Below are 16,071 nucleotides of genomic sequence, written 5' to 3' on the forward strand. Positions count from 1 at the left end.
GCCTGCACGATCCGTCGAGTGGCGATAAGGACATCGCGGCGATTGTCGCCGCGGCGACGAGCGTCGCAGTGCGGCTCCTCGAAGCGGGTCTGGGCCGGGGCGACCTCGTGATCGTGGTCGGTGAGCGTCCGGGTGCGGCATTGCCCGACTTGCTGGGCACGTGGTTGGCCGGATGTATCGCGCATCTGACCTCGTCACTGGCTGCCGACAGGGGAGGCGAGGATGGAGCCGAACTCTGTCCGACCGTCCGGGACGGCGAGGTGAGTTACGTTGCCGCATCGCGACTCATCGGCGCGGTCCGCGCGGAGCTGCGCTCCCGTCGCGAACACGGAACACTTCCCGACGACGCGTGCTACGTCGCCGTGACCTCGGGCTCGACCAGCACGAGCCGGGCGATCCTCGGTAGCGCCCGGTCTCTGCTCGCTTTTCTCGAATGGGAATCATCGACTCTGGAAGTCGGTCCGGCGGACCGGATCGGAGCGGTGACGAGCGGCTCGTTCGACGTCGCCTACCGCGAGCTGTTGTTGCCGCTGCGGTCCGGTGCGGCGCTGGTGACGCCGCCGAGCGACCTACGGGGCAGAGACGCCGTCGACTGGCTGATTGCCGAGAACGTGACGATTCTGCACGCCGTGCCCTCCATTGCCGAAGCGTGGCTGCGGCGGGCTGGTGGGCGAGGCGCGCGAATGCCGCTCCGGTGGACAATTTTTGCGGGTGAGCCCCTACGCGGATCGGTTACGGCCGCGTGGCGGGAACGCTGCGTCGAGGGAGCACGGGTATGCAATCTCTACGGCCCGTCCGAGACGACCTTGGCCCGCTTCTGCCATGTGCTGACCGGACTGGAGGACGGCAATGGCATTTTGCCGGTCGGTCACGCTCTGCCCGGAACCTCCGTCGGGATCGTCGACGAGTCGGGTTTCGCGCTCCCGCCGGGGTCGCCTGGGCGGATCGTAATCGTCACCTCGGACGGCAGCTACGGCTATGTGGGCACACCCGGCGCTGATCCGGCTGCGCCTATGAGCCGTTCGATGCGTTACGAAACGAGCGATCTCGGGGTGGTCGACGAGCGCAACGGCGGGTTGACCGTCCTTGGGCGTTTGGACAACCGGCTGAAGAGAAACGGGGTATGGGTCGACACGGACGCCGTCGCGAATCTGGTCGAGGGGCTGTATCCGGAAACGAGTTGCGTCGTTCTCGTGGACCGCGGGCCGCGTGGTCCACGCCTCGCGGTGTTCGTCGCGTTCGCTCTGCCGATCGACGCGGAGCTCGTCCGCAGGGAGGTTCTGGCCCGCCTCGGGCCCGCGCACGTCCCGAATAGTGTGGTCGGCGTCGCGGAGTGGCCACGACTTCCGAGCGGGAAGATCGACCGTCTCGGGTTGCTCCGCCGCCATACCGGAGGGGGGAGCCCGGCCGACCCCACCGCCGAGGCGATGGTGGAGCTCGGCGATGTGGTGACCGCTGTGCTCGGCAACCGGGTGCACCGGAACGACAGTCTCATCGAAAAGGGGCTCGATGCGTACGGGGCCGAGTTGATCAGCGAGTTCGTGGAGGGACGTTTCGAGATCGAATTCACCGCCGGCGCGGTGCTCTCCGCACGCACGTTGCACGGCTTGGATGAGCGGATTCAGGCGGCTCGCTCGGAAAGCGGATTACCAACTGATATCCAGTAGCCGTGCGGTAGCCATATGTCGCGTGTCGAGCGCGGGAGCACGGGCTGTACCTATGGGAAGAACACATCGGGGGAAAAGGAATGTCGGCTCGACGTATCGCCGTGCTCTATGGAACGCGGCCGGAAGCAATCAAGGTGGCCCCGGTTGTGCGAGCGCTGCGAAGCTGTTCGTCCACAGATTGCCTCGTGATCTCGACCGGGCAGCATCGAGGCATGCTCGCACACACGGGGACCTCGCTCGATGACGTGGCGGCGCACGATCTGGATGTATTCGAGCCCGGTCAGTCACCGAACATGATCATGTCGAAGGTGCTGTCGAGGCTGGATCCGCTGCTGAAACAACTGGACCCGGACGTGCTCCTCGTGCAGGGCGACACCTCGAGCGCAGCTGCTGGCGGCGTCTCCGCCTTCAATTGCGCGATACCGTTGGTGCACCTCGAAGCCGGACTGCGCACCGGGGACATGGCGTCACCGTTTCCCGAAGAAGGAAACCGTCGGTTGCTCGGTCAACTCGCCTCGTTGCACCTTGCGACGACCGTCCAGGCGCAGAACAATCTACTGGCGGAAGGCGTTGCCCAGAAAAAGATTCGGGTCGTCGGAAACACCGTCGTCGACGCACTCTCGGATGCGCTCGAGCAGTCGGCCTCGTTCTCCGATCCGGCTGTAGCAGAAGTCTGTGGTGCCGCGCCTGATCTCGTGACGATAACCACCCACCGGCGGGAGAATTGGGGAGAGGGCATCATCGGGATCGGCGGGGCCGTCCGCATGTTGGCGAGCAGACTTCCGGATCACGTATTCGTTCTGCCTCTGCATGCCAACCCGATTGTTCGTGCCCCCTTGACCGCTTTGCTGGGCGAAGTCAAGAATGTGATACTGACCGAACCCATGGGATATGTCGAATTCGCGCACCTCATGGCGCGTTCCAAAGCTGTCCTCACCGACTCCGGGGGCGTGCAGGAGGAGGCGTCGAGCCTGGGAAAGCCGTTATTCGTATTGCGTGAGAGCACCGAACGTCCCGAGGTTCTGACCGGGGGATCCGGGAGGTTGGTCGGCACCGAGGCGGAGCGAGTGGTCGAGTCGGTGCTCAGCGTGCTGTCGGACGAGGTCGGGTACGAGGAAATGGTGCGGTCGGCGAATCCGTATCCGCCGGGACGAGCCGCGCCCCGGGTAGTTTCGGCGATCGCCGAAGTGTTGGGCGGCCTGCCGGATCCGACAGCGCACGGTGGTGTGCCATGCTGGTGATGTTTGCTGCGTGAGATCTGTTGAGCCGGAAGGTGTTAGATGACGACCGAGCTTCGTATCCGCTTTCTCGTCGACGACGAGGCGGTGTCGCGCCTGCACACGGAAGCGTTCGGCGGAGATTTTTCGGTCGACCCCTGGCGGGCACGGCTGGAGCGGCACAGCAAGTCCTGGGTCGGCGCCTTTGCTGAAGACCGGCTGGTCGGCTTCGTGCACGCGGTCTGGGACGGTGGACGACACGCGTTCCTTCTGGACACGGCGGTTGCTCTCGATCACCAGCGTCAGGGCGTCGGAACCACGATCGTTGCCGCCTTGATCGATGACCTCCGTGCTGCTGGCCTCGAGTGGCTGCACGTCGACTACGAACCTTACCTCGACAGTTTCTATCGCGGCGCTTGTGGCTTCACCGATACCGGCGTGGGCATCCTCCGCCTCAACTGACCTTCACCCGCCGCCCGTCCATCGGTGCCGAATCGGCGGCCCCTGATCGCAAGAGCACTACGCCGGGTGGCGGCCGGGCTGCGCATCGGTGGCGTCCTCACTGCCGACGATGGCCGCTCGATACACCGCGACCGTGTCCACCCCACGGTCCTCGATCACGACCCGCGCCCCAACTAGGGCCGCGGTGATCTGCTCGTATTGCGGACCTTCGAACCCAGCAGATGTCGTGCGTTCCTACTTGACCCCATAACCACATGTCCCCACCCGGACCGACCAACGGGGTCCCGTCAGTTCGTCACTCACGTCGAGAAGTGGTGCAATACAGCGCCTTCAACAGTGATCGAATCGAAGTGAATGCTTGCAAGGCTTCGGTGGCCAGCGCGGAGGCATTATCTGTTCATTAGCCGATCGGTTCTGCACGTCACCGATCTCGCGCGCGTACGCGCGGTTCACCGATCGCGCATCGTGTCCGGATCGTGTCGCTTCGACGGTCCCGGAGTCCGTCTCGGCACCAAGGGACTCAAGACGCTGTGCTCCGCGCATACTCCTGGGCGAGCGCATCTCATAAGTTCTGTCTCGTATGAGCGGCAGGTAGGGGTTCTGCGGGGGGCGGATTTTGAACCCGTCCCACCGAAGTGACGCAGCGGCCAAGGCGAGCAATGGAACATTACGGGTGGCGGCGCATCCTGCTGCCCCCCACACCGTCGAGGCGGTCCGGGAGGCGATCAAGGACCTGGAAGTAGGCGACCGTCCCAACCCGCTGGGGCTGCTGTCTCCGGCCCGAAACGGGTCGCTGCGCAACCCGAACAACTTCGGCCGCACCTGGCGCGCGGCCCGTGGCGAGAACTTCGCGTGGGTGACCCAGCGTAGGTTCCGCAAAGGCGCGGCCACCGCGGTCGACCACGCCTACGGCGATCCCGAACGCGCCGCCCGCCAGCTCGGCAACACTCGCGCGGTGGCCAAGACGCACTACATCGATGTCCCGGAGACCGTTCCGGACAATCGGGACGTCCTGGAACGCTGGGCCCGCGGCGATGAAGGCGAAAGTATGAGATTTTGACTGGCTCGGGTCGAATCCGGTCCCATGCTGATGAACAAGAAAACCCCTTCCGAGGCTGGTCGGAAGGGGTTTTTCTATGTCGGGCTGACAGGATTTGAAGGTTGCGTCCGGCAGAGTGGTGTACCAGCGTCGGCGCTGGCAGTTCGCGCGCTCAACAGCGCGGTGGCCCGCCGCGGTGAAGTGGCCGGCTGCATCCTGCACTCCGACCGCGGGTCGCAATTTCGCAGCCGAAAGTTCGTGCACGCCTTGGCTCGTCACGGCACGGCCGGATCGATGGGCCGCGTCGGCGCGGCCGGTGACAACGCCGCCATGGAGAGTTTCTTCGCGCTGTTGCAGAAGAATGTCCTCGATCGTCGATCCTGGTGCAGCCGTGAGGAATTGAGAATCGCGATCGTCACGTGGATCGAGCGGACCTGCCACCGCCGCCGACGCCAAGCCGCTCTCGGCCGTTTGACGCCGGTCGAATACGAGACAATCATGACCCCACCGGCCAGTCAGGCCGCGTGACCGAAACTGTCACCTGATCTTGCAGCAGTCCCCAGCATGATGGACCTGCTGGCGCTGGCGTTGATTCTGGCCACCGTGCTGGCGCTGGTGGTGCTCGGCAACGCCACCACGACAGTTTGACCACAGCCGGTTGCGTTGTCGTGCTGAGCTTCCGGGCATGGCGTGGCCACAACGAACACTCCACGCCGGCCAAGAAGTAGCGCTCCATCATTACACTGCCTATATCGCTGCAGGGACTCCATATGCAACGGAGTCCCTTCCATGTTTATGGCTCCGCCTCCCGACGGGGAGGGGCTAGTTGTTGCGGGTCGTGACGCTGGTGACGTGGGGTGTGGGGTGAGTTGAAAGGGGCGGTTCTTTCGGCGGCAGGATGTGAAGCGCCCACTCACACATCAGCCATTGACCGAAAGAACCGCCGTGTCTCACCGTAATGCCCCGCTCACCGTCGAGGCCGCCACCGGCTCGTGCACCGCTGCCGGACCCGCCCGATCGCTCATGTCGCCGCCGAGATGGGCATCTCGCGGCAATGTGCATCGAAGTGGGTGAACCGGTTTCGCCGCTTCGGCGAGTTCGGCCTGCTCGATCGATCCTGCGTGCCGCACTGGTCGCCCACGGCGACCCCGGTCGAGCTCGTCGACCGGATCGAGCAGCTGCGCAGGACCAGGAAGTGGTCGGCACGCAGGATCGCGCTGGAACTGGCTGCCGAGGGCACCGCTGTGTCGGTGCGGACCGTCGGTCGTTACTTGGCCCAGCTCGGGTTGAACCGGCGTTGCTTGCTGGACCCGAACGGCGAACCGAACCGGGCGCCACGCCGCATCATCGCCCGCCGACCGGGACAAGGCAGTCAGGTGAGTGGGTGTCTTCGTCGCCGGTAGTGGGACAGGCGTGCTTGGTGCTGTCGTCGGCGACGCCAGTTCGACCATGCCCACATGTGTCGGGTGCAGCGGATGGTGGGTGGGAGCAGGGCGATGGTGAGGCGTCGGATCTCCGGTAGTGCAAGGCCGATCATGTCTCGATCCCTGGTGGCTTTCCCCTTTTGCCGTCCACCGACATTCGACCCCGACGCGTGTCGGCGGCGCAGCCTCGCCGAGCGATGCTTCAACCGGCTCAAGCAGTTCCGCGACCTGGCCACCCGCTACGCCAAACGCCGCTACTGCCAGGCCGAACTCGCCATTGCCGCGATCATCCTCTGGCTCCGCCACCGAGTTGAATGATGGCCTCTCGTAGACGCGTCTGCTGATTCTCCGATTGTCTAGGGTTGGACAGCAACGTCTCGAGAATATGAATTGCCCGTGCTCGGTCGGTATGGCTCAGCTGCTCGGTCATCTCGCACAGATGATCTGTGATCGTCTGCACCGGTCTCCAGTAGCTCAGTGCCTTGCCGATGCCCTCGTACACGTCGATGACCGCGCTGTTGTCGAACCCCCTGACGATGGCGACAGTTGCGGCCTTGACCCGCCACTTGGGATTCGTCGCTCCGGTTCGCAAGAATGCGATTGGCGCCTTGCCGGTGGTGACGAGGCGTTTGGCGAGTTTGAGACCTGCTTCGCCGAGTTCGTCGTGTCGAGTGGCCATGAATTGCTGTGCCAACTCCCTGAGTCGCGCGGTGTCGCCTTGCTCTGCGGATGCGACTCGCTGCGAGAGCTGGTCAACCGCCATGATTCGAAGGTGCGGTTCCTCGAGGACCGTCGCCGCGAAACCGATCAGCTCGATTGTGTGGACGTCGTTATCCTCTCCAGCCAGTGCAGCGAGAATCCTCGCGCGCGCGGGCGCAGGGCCATCCAAGTGTGCCCGCACGATCGCTTTCAGATGATCAGCGAAAGACGCGGCAAAATCGGCCACTGAGTTGTAGCTGTTGAATCCGCGCCGTTCAGCTTCCAGTCTGGAAAAGAACTCCTCGACTGCCTGAACCTGGCGGTGTGCCTGCATCAGATCGGAGGCATTCGCCGTGGAATCAAGATCGAAAAGTACCGGACCTTCGCGGCGGTATACCAAGACCTCGGGAGTCCCTGATACGCGATGGGCGCGAATTGCGTCCTCATACTCCCATTCGGTCCCGGTGACCGGACGGTTCCCGTCATCTTTGGCGTATTCCGACGGCAAAGGTGTGCCGAGTCGGCTGTGGATGACGACGACCACGACGTCACATTCCGACGGCAGTGGCAATCCGGCCGAGACTGCGGTCTGGGGGTCCACGGTCGCCAGCAAGGGGATCGAGCCGTACGGGCCGTCCCACGCTACGATCTCGAGGGTGACCTTGCCGCGTAGTACCGGGTCGTACGGTATGCGGGCCACTATCTCGAAGATCGCTTGGCGCTCATCTCGCACATCGGATGGCGAGGCGACAAAGATGCGGAAATGCTGAGGCACCGACAGATCGTTGCAGATTCCGGGCTGTCAGCTGACGGCGCAGGGTGTGAAGCGGCTGTGCTGGTGGCGGTGCCTCCGAATCGGCGGGGCCACGTAGGCCGAACTGGTCGGCACGTTCTGTTCCCCCTGCGGCTGGATGAATGCCTCTCGCGCTAAAAGGTATAAGCCCGTCGCTGGCCGAAGTTGTCGACCAAACTGCGCTCGACTGTGTCTTCGCGACGCTTCCCGCCGTCTTTGCGCCTACGTGCAGAGCCAGCAGGTGGCGGGGCGTCCGCCTGTGGGCAGTCGAGAACATAGTTCGACGACGCCCCTAAGAGAGTCAAGGCATCTAGACGTCCGGTGAGGTTGTGGCGTGCGCCAAAAGCCCCTCTGACCTGCCTATTCGAACGGCTTGGGTGCAACCAGGTGGCGATGTCTCATCGGTACACCTTTCCGTGGTTGTCCTGGCTGGAACAAGGCCGCCAGATCAATGTGAGTGTTCAGGTGTTGAATGCGGTGGCGCGGACTTTGTCGTTGGATGCGGCGGAGAAGGCGCATTTGTATCGGTTGGCGGATGTGCCGACGGTGCCTTCGGTGGATGCGGGGTCGGCGTTGCCGGAGGAGTTGCAGGTGATCTTGGATCATTTGGAGCCGTTACCGGGGGTGGTGTTGAGTGCCAGGTATGACGTGTTGGCGCACAACTCCTCGTACGAGGCGTTGTGCCCGGGATTTCTGGCGGGGGAGCGGAATGTGGCGCGTCGCGTCTTCCTGACCCCGGAGTGCTGCAACGCCTACCGCCATAATTGGGATGATCTGCGGCGGATGGTGGGGTATCTGCGGGGCGCGTATGCGAAGAACTTGGGGGACCCGCAGTGGGAGGAGTTCATCGCGGAGTTGTGTGGGGAGAGTGAGAGTTTCGCGTCGTTGTGGGCGTTGAATGATGTGGCGGTGCCGGTGAGTCGGACGAAGGCGGTGCGGAATTTGGCGGTGGGGGAGTTGGAGATGTTTTTGACGAGTATGTCGTTGCCGTCGGTGCCGAATGCGTGGATGCAGGTGTATACGCCGGTCGATGAGGTGGCGTGGGGGAAGTTGCGGGCGTTGTTGGCGATGAGTGCGGAGGAGCGGTCGCGTCCGTGGGCGGAGCATCGGGAGATGTATCACGCTGCAGTGGGATGAGTTTTGCAGCTCATGCAGTGTCGTGGGCGATGATCTCCTTGCGTGGGCGTCCGGAGTCGTTCCAGGATCTCCGAGAAGACGGGAGTCAGCGGGGCTGGGAATGGCCCGAATGGAAATGTATGCGCTCGATCCGGTATTCGGAACGGTCATTCAGCCCAGATTCCCCGTTGATCGAGCGTGTCCACGACGAAATCGGCGCCGTCCGCGATATGGGTTTCGGCGAGCGCGCGCGCCCTGTGGGTATCCCGTCGCTCCAGCGCGGCTACCAGCTCGGCGTGTTCGGATGCTGTGGTCGCCGCGTCGGATTCCAGCGAGGCGTAGAAGCTGTTGGGCAGCTGGTGCACGATCCCCGCCAGCAGGCGTGCCAGGCGATCCGAGCCGGCGAGAAGGTTCACGGCGCGGTGGAATTCGTGGCCGAGCGCGATGATGCGCGCGGTGTCGCCCGCGTCGCTCGCCGCGACGGATGCGGCGATCAGGGTTCGCAGGAGTACGAGATCGTGTGGGGTCGCCGTTTGCGCGGCGCGGGCCGCCAGTTCGCCGGCCAACTTGCTCTGCGCCCAGAACAGGTCCCGCACGTCCTGGCGGCTGAACGCGGCGACGACGAAACCGCGCCGCGGCACCAGCGTGACGAAACCCTCGCTGCTGAGCGTCAAGAGACCCTCGCGTACGGGCGTCACACTGACGCCGACTGCCTCGGCGATGGGTTCCATCCGCAGGAAGTCGCCCGGCCGCATGGCGCCGGACATGATCTGCTCGCGTACGTGAGCGGCGACCCGGTCGGGCAGTTGCTGATGACGGCGCTGCGGCGGTGGCTGGCTCCGGGATGTCATCGCCTCACCCGGTGATCAGGACGACCGTCTCGGCCACACACACCGGCTTGGTCGCTCCGGCATCGAGGACGTACCGTGCGGTCACGGCGGTGCCCGCATTCGTCTCGGAGACGTCGGTGACGGTCGCGGTGGCGCGGATCCGCGAGCCGGCCGCCAGCACGGCCGGGAAGCGAACCTTGTTGACGCCGTAGTTGACTCGTGCCGTGCCGAAGCCGAATTCCAGCAGCTCCTGCCGGAAGTGCGAAATCAGCGACAGCGTCAGGTAGCCGTGCGCCACGGTGGTGCCGTAGGGGCCGCGTGCGGCGCGGTCGGGGTCGACGTGGATCCACTGCCGGTCGCCGGTCGCCTCGGCGAAAGCATCGATGCGCGTCTGGTCGACGAGCAGCGGGGCGCTCGGGCCGATCGGCTCTCCGATCGCCGCGCGCAGGTCCTCGACCGAGGTGAACATCCGGGTCACGTGTCGCTCCTGTCGGTGGTGACGATGTCGACGGTCGCGTTCGGTCCTGCGGATTCTTCACGCGGACCGAACAATTCGAGCGCGATGCCGTCGGGGACGGTGGTGGCCAGCAGTCGTGCCGGTTCTCCGCAGAACAGCGGCGCGCGGCCACGATGACGCAGTTCCCGGACCGGCTCACCGGCCATGAGCCGGTGAACCTCTGCCAGGGCCAGCGCCTGCAGCGGACCGTGCACGACCAGACCGGGGTAGCCTTCGACGCCCGTCGCGTAGGGCCAGTCGTAGTGGATGCGGTGAGCGTTGGCTGTCGCGGCCGAGAACCGGGCCAGCAGACTGGGATCCGTGCGCAGGGCCCATTCGGTGCCGGAGATCCGGGTCAGCGGAGTGCCGGGTTCGGGTGAGTCGGGGAGCGCGGCGGGCTTGTCCGGCCGCGGCGCGGCCTCCCGGTAGATCAGGTTCTGCTGCTCCTCGACCGCGAGTTCGCCTGCGGCGGTGAACAACCGGATGGCCACGTCCACCACGACGAGTGCGCCCGAACGGCCGTTCTTCTCGGTCACCGACACCACTTCGGCTTCGCGGCGCACGGTCTCGCCGACGGTCAGCGGCGCGTGGAATCGCACTTCGCCTCCGGCGAACATCCGCCGGGGGAGCGCGACCGGCGGCAGGAACGATCCACGGCGTGGATGCCCGTCGGGGCCGAGGACCCCGGACGCGGCCCAGCGCGGAAGCGCCACCCAGTGCCATAGCGGCGGCAACTGCTCACCCGGCGCCGGGGCGGGCAGTCCGTCGTCGAACAGCGCCGCCAGTGCCGCGACGGGCGCGGGGTCGAGCAGTTCCTCGGTGGTCTCGAGGTGCGGCTGCCAGGTGCTCACATGAACCGCCCGCCGGTCACCTCGAGCACGGTGCCGGTCATGTAGGAGGACAGATCCGAGGCGAGAAACAGCGCCACCGAGGCGATCTCCTCCACCTCGCCTGCGCGGCCCAGCGGGATCTCGGCCATTTTCTGGTCCCACACCTTCGCCGGCATGGCCTCGGTCATCGCGGTACGGATCAGGCCCGGCTGGATCGCGTTGACCCGCACGCCCAGATGCGCCAGCTCTTTGGCCGCCGCCTTGGACAGGCCGACGATGCCCGCTTTCGCCGCGGAGTAGTTGGTCTGGCCCGGCAGTCCGATCTTGCCCGAGAGCGAGGACATGTTGACGATGGCGCCGCTGCCCCGCTCGCGCATGACCGCACCGGCGAGGCGGGTGCCGTTCCAGGTGCCCTTGAGATGGACGTTGATGACCTGGTCGAACTGGTCCTCGGTCATCTTGCGCATGGTGGCGTCGCGGGTGATGCCTGCGTTGTTGATCATGACGTCGACGGGGGAGAAGGACTCCGCGGCCGCGTCGAGCAGCGCCTGCACGTCCTCGGCCACGGTGACGTCGCAGCGCACGCCCCGCGCCACCTCGGGGCCGCCGAGCTTCGCCGCCGCGGCTTCGGCGGCCGCGCCGTCGATGTCACCGATGACGACGCGCGCGCCCTCGCTGACGAAGCGCTCGGCGATGGCGTAGCCGATGCCCTGGGCGGCGCCGGTGACGACGGCGGTCTTGCCCGCCAGGAGTGGTCCGGTCATTTGGTGTCCTCGGTATCGAAGGGGAGTCGGTCGAGCAGGTCGAGGATGCGGTGGGCGCGATCGACGACGGGCTTGTCGACCATCGCGCCGTCGACGACGGCCACGCCCGCGCTGTCCGTTGTCGCCGCCAGAATCGCGCGCGCCCAGGCGATATCGGCCTCGGTGGGACGGAAGGCGGCAGTCACAGGGGGTAGCTGCCGGGGATGGATACAAAGCTTTCCCGCGAAGCCGAGGCGACGGCCGTAGGCGGCGTCGTCGGTGAGCAGGTCGGCGTCGTCGACGGCGGCGGTCACCCCGTCGATCGGGCCCGGCAGTCCCGCCGCGGCCGAGGCCAGGACCAGCAACTGTCTGGTTCCGGCCAGTGCCTCGCGGTCGGTGGGGTCGACGACGAGTTCGGCGGCCAGATCGAAGGTGCCCACCGCCAGCCGGTGCACACCGGGTGTCGCCGCGATCTGTCTGGCGTCGAGCACACCGGCCGCGGTCTCGATGAGGGCGATGAGCGGGGTGCCGTCAGTCCGGCTGACCGCACCGTCGTAGGCCGCTGACGCGGCGCGGGTGCGGTTCGGGTCCGATCGGCTCGCGTCCGCGCCGAGGGCCGCGACCACCGAGCCGATCGAGCCGGCGTCGGCCTTGGGCAGCATCACCGCGCAACCGAGCGGTGCCAAGGCTTCGAGGTCGGCGGCGTGCCAGGCGGTTCCGGCGGCATTGATGCGCACCGCGCACACATTGCCCGCCTCGACCCACTCGGCGGCGGCGGCGCGCGCGGCGTCCTTCGCGTCGGGGGCGACGGCGTCCTCCAGATCGAGCACCACCAGTCCCGCGCCGGCCGCGGCGGCCTTGTCGAAGCGCTCGGGACGATCGGCGGGGACGAACAGCAGCGTGGAGGCGGATCGGACGCGATCGAGCGTCGCGGGTCCCGGCGGAGCGCCGGTCGGCGCCGTATGGTCGCGCGGCCCGGTCCTCACCGTGCTCATGCGCGCTTCTTCGCTTCGCGCACGAGCCCTCCGCCGATGATCAGGCGCTGGATCTCGCTGGTGCCCTCGTAGAGGCGCAGCAGGCGGACATCGCGGTAGATGTGCTCGACGGTGACCTCGCGCATGTAGCCGCTGCCGCCGTGGATCTGGACGCCGTTGTCGGCGGCGCGGCCGACCATCTCGGTGCAGAAGAGCTTGGCCACCGAGGGCGCGATCCGGCGGTCCTCGCCGGAGACGTATTTGGCCGCGGCGTCGCGGACCAGCGCGCGGCCGGCCATGACACCGGTCTGGATATCGGCGATCATGGCCTGGACCAGCTGGAAGTCACCGATGGGCGTGCCGCCCTGGGTGACGGTGGCGGCATAGGCGACCGACTCGTCGAGGACCCGCTGGGCGGTGCCGACGGCCAGCGCGGCGATGTGCACGCGCCCGCGCGAGAGCGAGGCCATGGCGGCCTTGTAGCCGACGTCTTCGGCGCCGCCGACCAGAGCGTCGGCCGGAACGCGGACGTTGTCGAAGGTGACGTCGGCGGTCCAGGCGCCCTCCTGACCCATCTTGGCGTCCTTGGGCCCGACGATCACCCCGGCGGTGTCGGCCGGAACGAGGAATACCGCGATGCCCGGGTCGCCGGGGGTGGCCTCGCGGGTGCGCGCGAAGGTGACGAACAGATTCGCCAGGGGCGCGTTGGTGATGAAGCGTTTCTGGCCGTCGATTACCCAGTCGTCCCCGTCGCGGCGGGCCCGGGTGCGCAGGCCGGCCGGGTTGGATCCCGCACCGGGCTCGGTGAGCGCGAAGGAGGCCAGCACCTCGCCGGTGGCGATGCGCTCGAGCCACTGCTTGCGCTGCTCGTCGGTGCCGAAGTTGACCAGCACCTGACCGGCGATCCCGTTGTTGGTGCCCCACAGCGAGCGCAGCGCCAGGCTGGTGTAGCCGAACTCCATCGCCAGCTCGACGTCCTGGGTCAGATCCGCGCCGAGGCCGCCCCACTGCTGGGGGATGGCGTAGCCGAAAAGTCCCATCTCCGCGGCCGCGCGGCGGATGTCGTCGGGGATGGCGTTGGTCTCGATGATCTCGGCTTCCCGCGGCACCACCTTGGTACGGATGAACGTGCGCACGTGCGCCAGGATCGGTTCGAAATCCTCTGCGCTGAGTTCGGGCACCCGCGACTCCTTTCGTCATTTCCAATATAATATATGATCGTATAGCATACGATCCCGTGGTGAGGCGGAATCCGACAACCCGCCTGTCGGTCGCATTGAATACATAATATATTCAGCATGGATGCGCGCCACCTCACCTGGACGGCGGATCGGCCGCACGTATCGCGAAAGGACACGACATGCCGGGCTTGTACTTCGAGGAACTCGAACCCGGGTTGGTCATCGATCACCCCACCCGCCGGACGGTCACCGAGGCCGACAACACCCTGTTCAGTGTCATGACCCTGAACCTGGCGCCGCTGCACCTGGACGCGGAGTACTCGAAGAAATCGATCTACGGTCAGCGCCTGGTGAACAGTCTGTTCATCCTGGGCTTGGTCTCGGGCATCACCGTCCCGGAGACCACCCAGGGCACCACCCTGGGCAACCTGGGCTTCGAGCAGATCAAGTTTCCCAAGCCGGTCTTCCACGGCGACACCATCCACGTGCAGACCAAGATCGAGGCCCGCCGGGAGTCCAAGAGCCGCGACGACTCCGGCATCGTGACCTTCCGCCACCTTGGCATCAACCAGCGCGACGAGATCGTCTGCGACGCCGTGCGCGTCGGTCTGATGCTCAAGCGCCCGGCCGAGCAGGCCTGAGAGGGAGTCCACCATGACCGACGACCAGCCGGCCTGGGTGCCCGGTGACGAGGCCCGCGAACGCAGCCGCCTGCTGGCGGCGATGCGCTCGTGGGGGCTGGACACCGATGCCACCGCGGTGACCGAACTCAACCGGCGTGCCATCGCCGACCCCGAATGGTTCTGGCGGGCGGCGGTAGCGGATCTCGAGGTCGAGTTCACCATGGCTTTCGAGCGGGTGCTCGACGAATCCGGCGGCACGCCGTTCCCCCGGTGGTTCCCCGGCGGACGCGTAAACGTCGCGCAGCTGACCGCGCACCGGCACGCGCGCGGGCCCGCCGCGGACCGGCTCGCGGTGGTCTACGAAGGCGACGAAGGCGCGCGCCGCACCTTGACCTTCGGCGAACTGGACACCGAGGTGCGCCGGTTCGCGGCGAACCTGGCCGCCCGTGGCGTGCGCCGCGGCGACCGGGTGCTGCTGTTCATGCCGGTGGTGCCCGAGGCGGCCGTGGCGTTCCTGGCCATCGCCATGCTCGGCGCGATCTCCGTGCCCACCTTCAGCGGCTACGCTCCCGACGCGCTGGCCACGCGCCTGCAGGACTCCGAGGCCGTGGTCGTGGTGACCGCCGACGGCACCACCCGGCGCGGAAAGACCGTGCCGCTCAAGGTCACTCTCGATGAGGCCCTGACTACCGCGCCTGCGGTGCGCTCGGTGGTGGTCGTGCGGCATCTGGGTTCGGACGTGCCGATGCGGGCCGGACGCGATGTCTACTACGACGAACTCGACCCGGCGCCCGCGCCGGTGGAGACCGCGCCCACCGAGGCGAACGATCCGCTGACCGTCGTCTACACCTCCGGCACCACCGGCCGCCCGAAGGGCATCGTGCATTCGCACGGCGGTTTCGCGGTGAAGACGGCGGTGGACTTCGGCTACGGCTTCGACGTGCACGCCGGGGACGTGGTCTCCTGGATCACCGATCTGGGCTGGCTGGTCGGGCCCATGCTGATGACCGGCCCGCTGCAGCTGGGCGCCACGATCGTCATGATCGAGGGCCTTCCGGTGCACCCCACGCCGAATCGCATGTGGGAGATCATCGATCGCAACGGGGTCACCGTCGCAGGCATCGCGCCCACCGCGGCGCGGGCGCTCAAGGCCGCGGGCGAACCGGTCACCCAGTCGCTGGAAACGTTGCGCGCCTTCGTCTCCACCGGCGAAGCCTGGGACGAGCCGACCTGGTGGTGGCTGTTCGAGGAGATCGGCGGGAAAAAGACGCCGATCGTCAACTACAGCGGTGGCACCGAAGTCGGCGGCGGCCTGCTCATCGGCTACCCGTTCCTGCCCGCCGCGGCGGCCGCGTTCAACGGCGCCCTGCCGGGTGTGGACGCCGCGGTGTTCGGCGAGGACGGCGCACCGGTGACCGGCGAGATCGGGGAACTGGTGGTGCGCAACACCTTCCCTGGCATGACGCACGCCTTCTGGCAGGACCGCGAGCGCTACCTCGACACCTATTGGAATCGCTGGGACGGCGTCTGGGTGCACGGCGATCTCGCGAGCGTCGACGAGGCGGGCATGTGGCGCATCCACGGCCGGTCCGACGACACGCTCAAACTGTCCGGACGCCGGGTCGGTCCCGCCGAGATCGAGGCGGCGCTGCTGCGTGACAACCGGATCGCCGAGGTCGCCGTCATCGGCGTGCCCGACGAGCAGCGCGGCCAGCGCGCGGTCGCCTTCGCGGTGCTGCGCGCCGCCGGCGAGGCACCCGCCGACCTGCAGGAGACCGCCACCGCCAACGCGGGCCGCTCGTTCTCCCCGGCGGTGCACGTCGTCACCACGCTGCCGAAGACCAAGAACGGCAAGATCATGCGCCGCGCCATCCGCGCGCGCTTCCTCGGGGCGCCCATCGGCGACATGTCCGCCCTCGACCCCACCACCCCCCTCGACGCGATCCCCGTGTCCGTGGGCGACGAACAGGAGTAGTC

Annotated in this window: 15 protein-coding genes and 2 pseudogenes; 10 read left to right on the forward strand and 7 right to left on the reverse strand. The window is 66.8% G+C overall.

The genetic code is table 11. The features are described 5' to 3' along the window. Window positions 1-68 precede the first annotated feature (68 nt). From ACWESM_RS09840 to ACWESM_RS09870, 7 genes and pseudogenes are all read left to right on the forward strand, one after another. Complete coding sequence (locus ACWESM_RS09840) at window positions 69-1,667, forward strand: AMP-binding protein (protein WP_452491329.1); 1,599 nt, start codon at window positions 69-71, stop codon at window positions 1,665-1,667. Window positions 1,668-1,747: 80 nt separating this feature from the next. Further along, window positions 1,748-2,908 carry a non-hydrolyzing UDP-N-acetylglucosamine 2-epimerase gene (gene wecB / locus ACWESM_RS09845; RefSeq protein ID WP_397278875.1) on the forward strand — a complete coding sequence of 387 codons (1,161 nt, stop codon included), beginning with the start codon at window positions 1,748-1,750 and terminating at the stop codon, window positions 2,906-2,908. 39 nt (window positions 2,909-2,947) lie between these two features. After that, window positions 2,948-3,346, forward strand: a complete 399-nt coding sequence (locus ACWESM_RS09850; protein ID WP_397278873.1) for a GNAT family N-acetyltransferase — start codon at window positions 2,948-2,950, stop codon at window positions 3,344-3,346. 673 nt (window positions 3,347-4,019) lie between these two features. Continuing rightward, window positions 4,020-4,406, forward strand: a complete 387-nt coding sequence (locus ACWESM_RS09855; RefSeq protein ID WP_452491330.1) for a hypothetical protein — start codon at window positions 4,020-4,022, stop codon at window positions 4,404-4,406. Between the two features lie 129 nt (window positions 4,407-4,535). Next, window positions 4,536-4,913: pseudogene (locus ACWESM_RS09860) on the forward strand (transposase); the annotation flags it as partial. 417 nt (window positions 4,914-5,330) lie between these two features. Next, window positions 5,331-5,749: pseudogene (locus ACWESM_RS09865) on the forward strand (leucine zipper domain-containing protein); the annotation flags it as partial. Between the two features lie 171 nt (window positions 5,750-5,920). Beyond that, on the forward strand, window positions 5,921-6,127 hold the full coding sequence (locus tag ACWESM_RS09870) for a hypothetical protein (protein ID WP_452491331.1): 207 nt from the start codon (window positions 5,921-5,923) through the stop codon (window positions 6,125-6,127). Here the strand turns inward: ACWESM_RS09870 and ACWESM_RS09875 are convergent. After that, window positions 6,096-7,283 carry a DUF4062 domain-containing protein gene (locus ACWESM_RS09875; RefSeq protein WP_452491332.1) on the reverse strand — a complete coding sequence of 396 codons (1,188 nt, stop codon included), beginning with the start codon at window positions 7,281-7,283 and terminating at the stop codon, window positions 6,096-6,098. The two genes, ACWESM_RS09870 and ACWESM_RS09875, sit on opposite strands and share 32 nt — an antisense overlap. A gap of 438 nt (window positions 7,284-7,721) precedes the next feature. On the opposite strand from ACWESM_RS09875, the gene ACWESM_RS09880 reads away from it, so the two are divergent. Beyond that, entirely contained in the window at window positions 7,722-8,438 is a 717-nt protein-coding gene (locus ACWESM_RS09880; protein WP_452491333.1) for an MmyB family transcriptional regulator, read from the forward strand. Window positions 8,439-8,584: 146 nt separating this feature from the next. Here ACWESM_RS09880 and ACWESM_RS09885 read toward each other — a convergent pair whose 3' ends face one another. Genes ACWESM_RS09885 through ACWESM_RS09910 form a run of 6 tightly spaced genes read right to left on the reverse strand, consistent with a single transcriptional unit; the run spans window position 8,585 to window position 13,471 of the window. Further along, window positions 8,585-9,268: a GntR family transcriptional regulator gene (locus ACWESM_RS09885; protein ID WP_195042913.1), complete on the reverse strand. Its 684-nt coding sequence runs from the start codon at window positions 9,266-9,268 to the stop codon at window positions 8,585-8,587. Window positions 9,269-9,272: 4 nt separating this feature from the next. Then, complete coding sequence (locus tag ACWESM_RS09890) at window positions 9,273-9,716, reverse strand: MaoC family dehydratase (protein WP_364428562.1); 444 nt, start codon at window positions 9,714-9,716, stop codon at window positions 9,273-9,275. Window positions 9,717-9,721: 5 nt separating this feature from the next. Next, window positions 9,722-10,594: an FAS1-like dehydratase domain-containing protein gene (locus tag ACWESM_RS09895; RefSeq protein WP_452491335.1), complete on the reverse strand. Its 873-nt coding sequence runs from the start codon at window positions 10,592-10,594 to the stop codon at window positions 9,722-9,724. Next, window positions 10,591-11,337 (reverse strand): 3-oxoacyl-ACP reductase FabG, encoded by a 747-nt coding sequence (gene fabG / locus ACWESM_RS09900; RefSeq protein WP_452491337.1) that lies wholly within the window; start codon window positions 11,335-11,337, stop codon window positions 10,591-10,593. Before fabG ends, ACWESM_RS09895 begins: the two co-directional genes overlap by 4 nt. Continuing rightward, the gene (locus tag ACWESM_RS09905; RefSeq protein WP_452491339.1) at window positions 11,334-12,311 is read right to left on the reverse strand and encodes an HpcH/HpaI aldolase/citrate lyase family protein; all 978 of its coding nucleotides are present in this window, start codon (window positions 12,309-12,311) and stop codon (window positions 11,334-11,336) included. Before ACWESM_RS09905 ends, fabG begins: the two co-directional genes overlap by 4 nt. Beyond that, the gene (locus ACWESM_RS09910; RefSeq protein WP_397281189.1) at window positions 12,308-13,471 is read right to left on the reverse strand and encodes an acyl-CoA dehydrogenase family protein; all 1,164 of its coding nucleotides are present in this window, start codon (window positions 13,469-13,471) and stop codon (window positions 12,308-12,310) included. Before ACWESM_RS09910 ends, ACWESM_RS09905 begins: the two co-directional genes overlap by 4 nt. Before the next feature lie 179 nt (window positions 13,472-13,650). On the opposite strand from ACWESM_RS09910, the gene ACWESM_RS09915 reads away from it, so the two are divergent. Together ACWESM_RS09915 and ACWESM_RS09920 are read left to right on the forward strand one after the other, a co-directional pair. Further along, window positions 13,651-14,112: a MaoC family dehydratase gene (locus tag ACWESM_RS09915; protein WP_067810351.1), complete on the forward strand. Its 462-nt coding sequence runs from the start codon at window positions 13,651-13,653 to the stop codon at window positions 14,110-14,112. 13 nt (window positions 14,113-14,125) lie between these two features. After that, window positions 14,126-16,069 (forward strand): AMP-binding protein, encoded by a 1,944-nt coding sequence (locus ACWESM_RS09920; protein WP_452491343.1) that lies wholly within the window; start codon window positions 14,126-14,128, stop codon window positions 16,067-16,069. Window positions 16,070-16,071: the final 2 nt, after the last annotated feature.

Source organism: Nocardia sp. NPDC003999 (assembly GCF_053604885.1).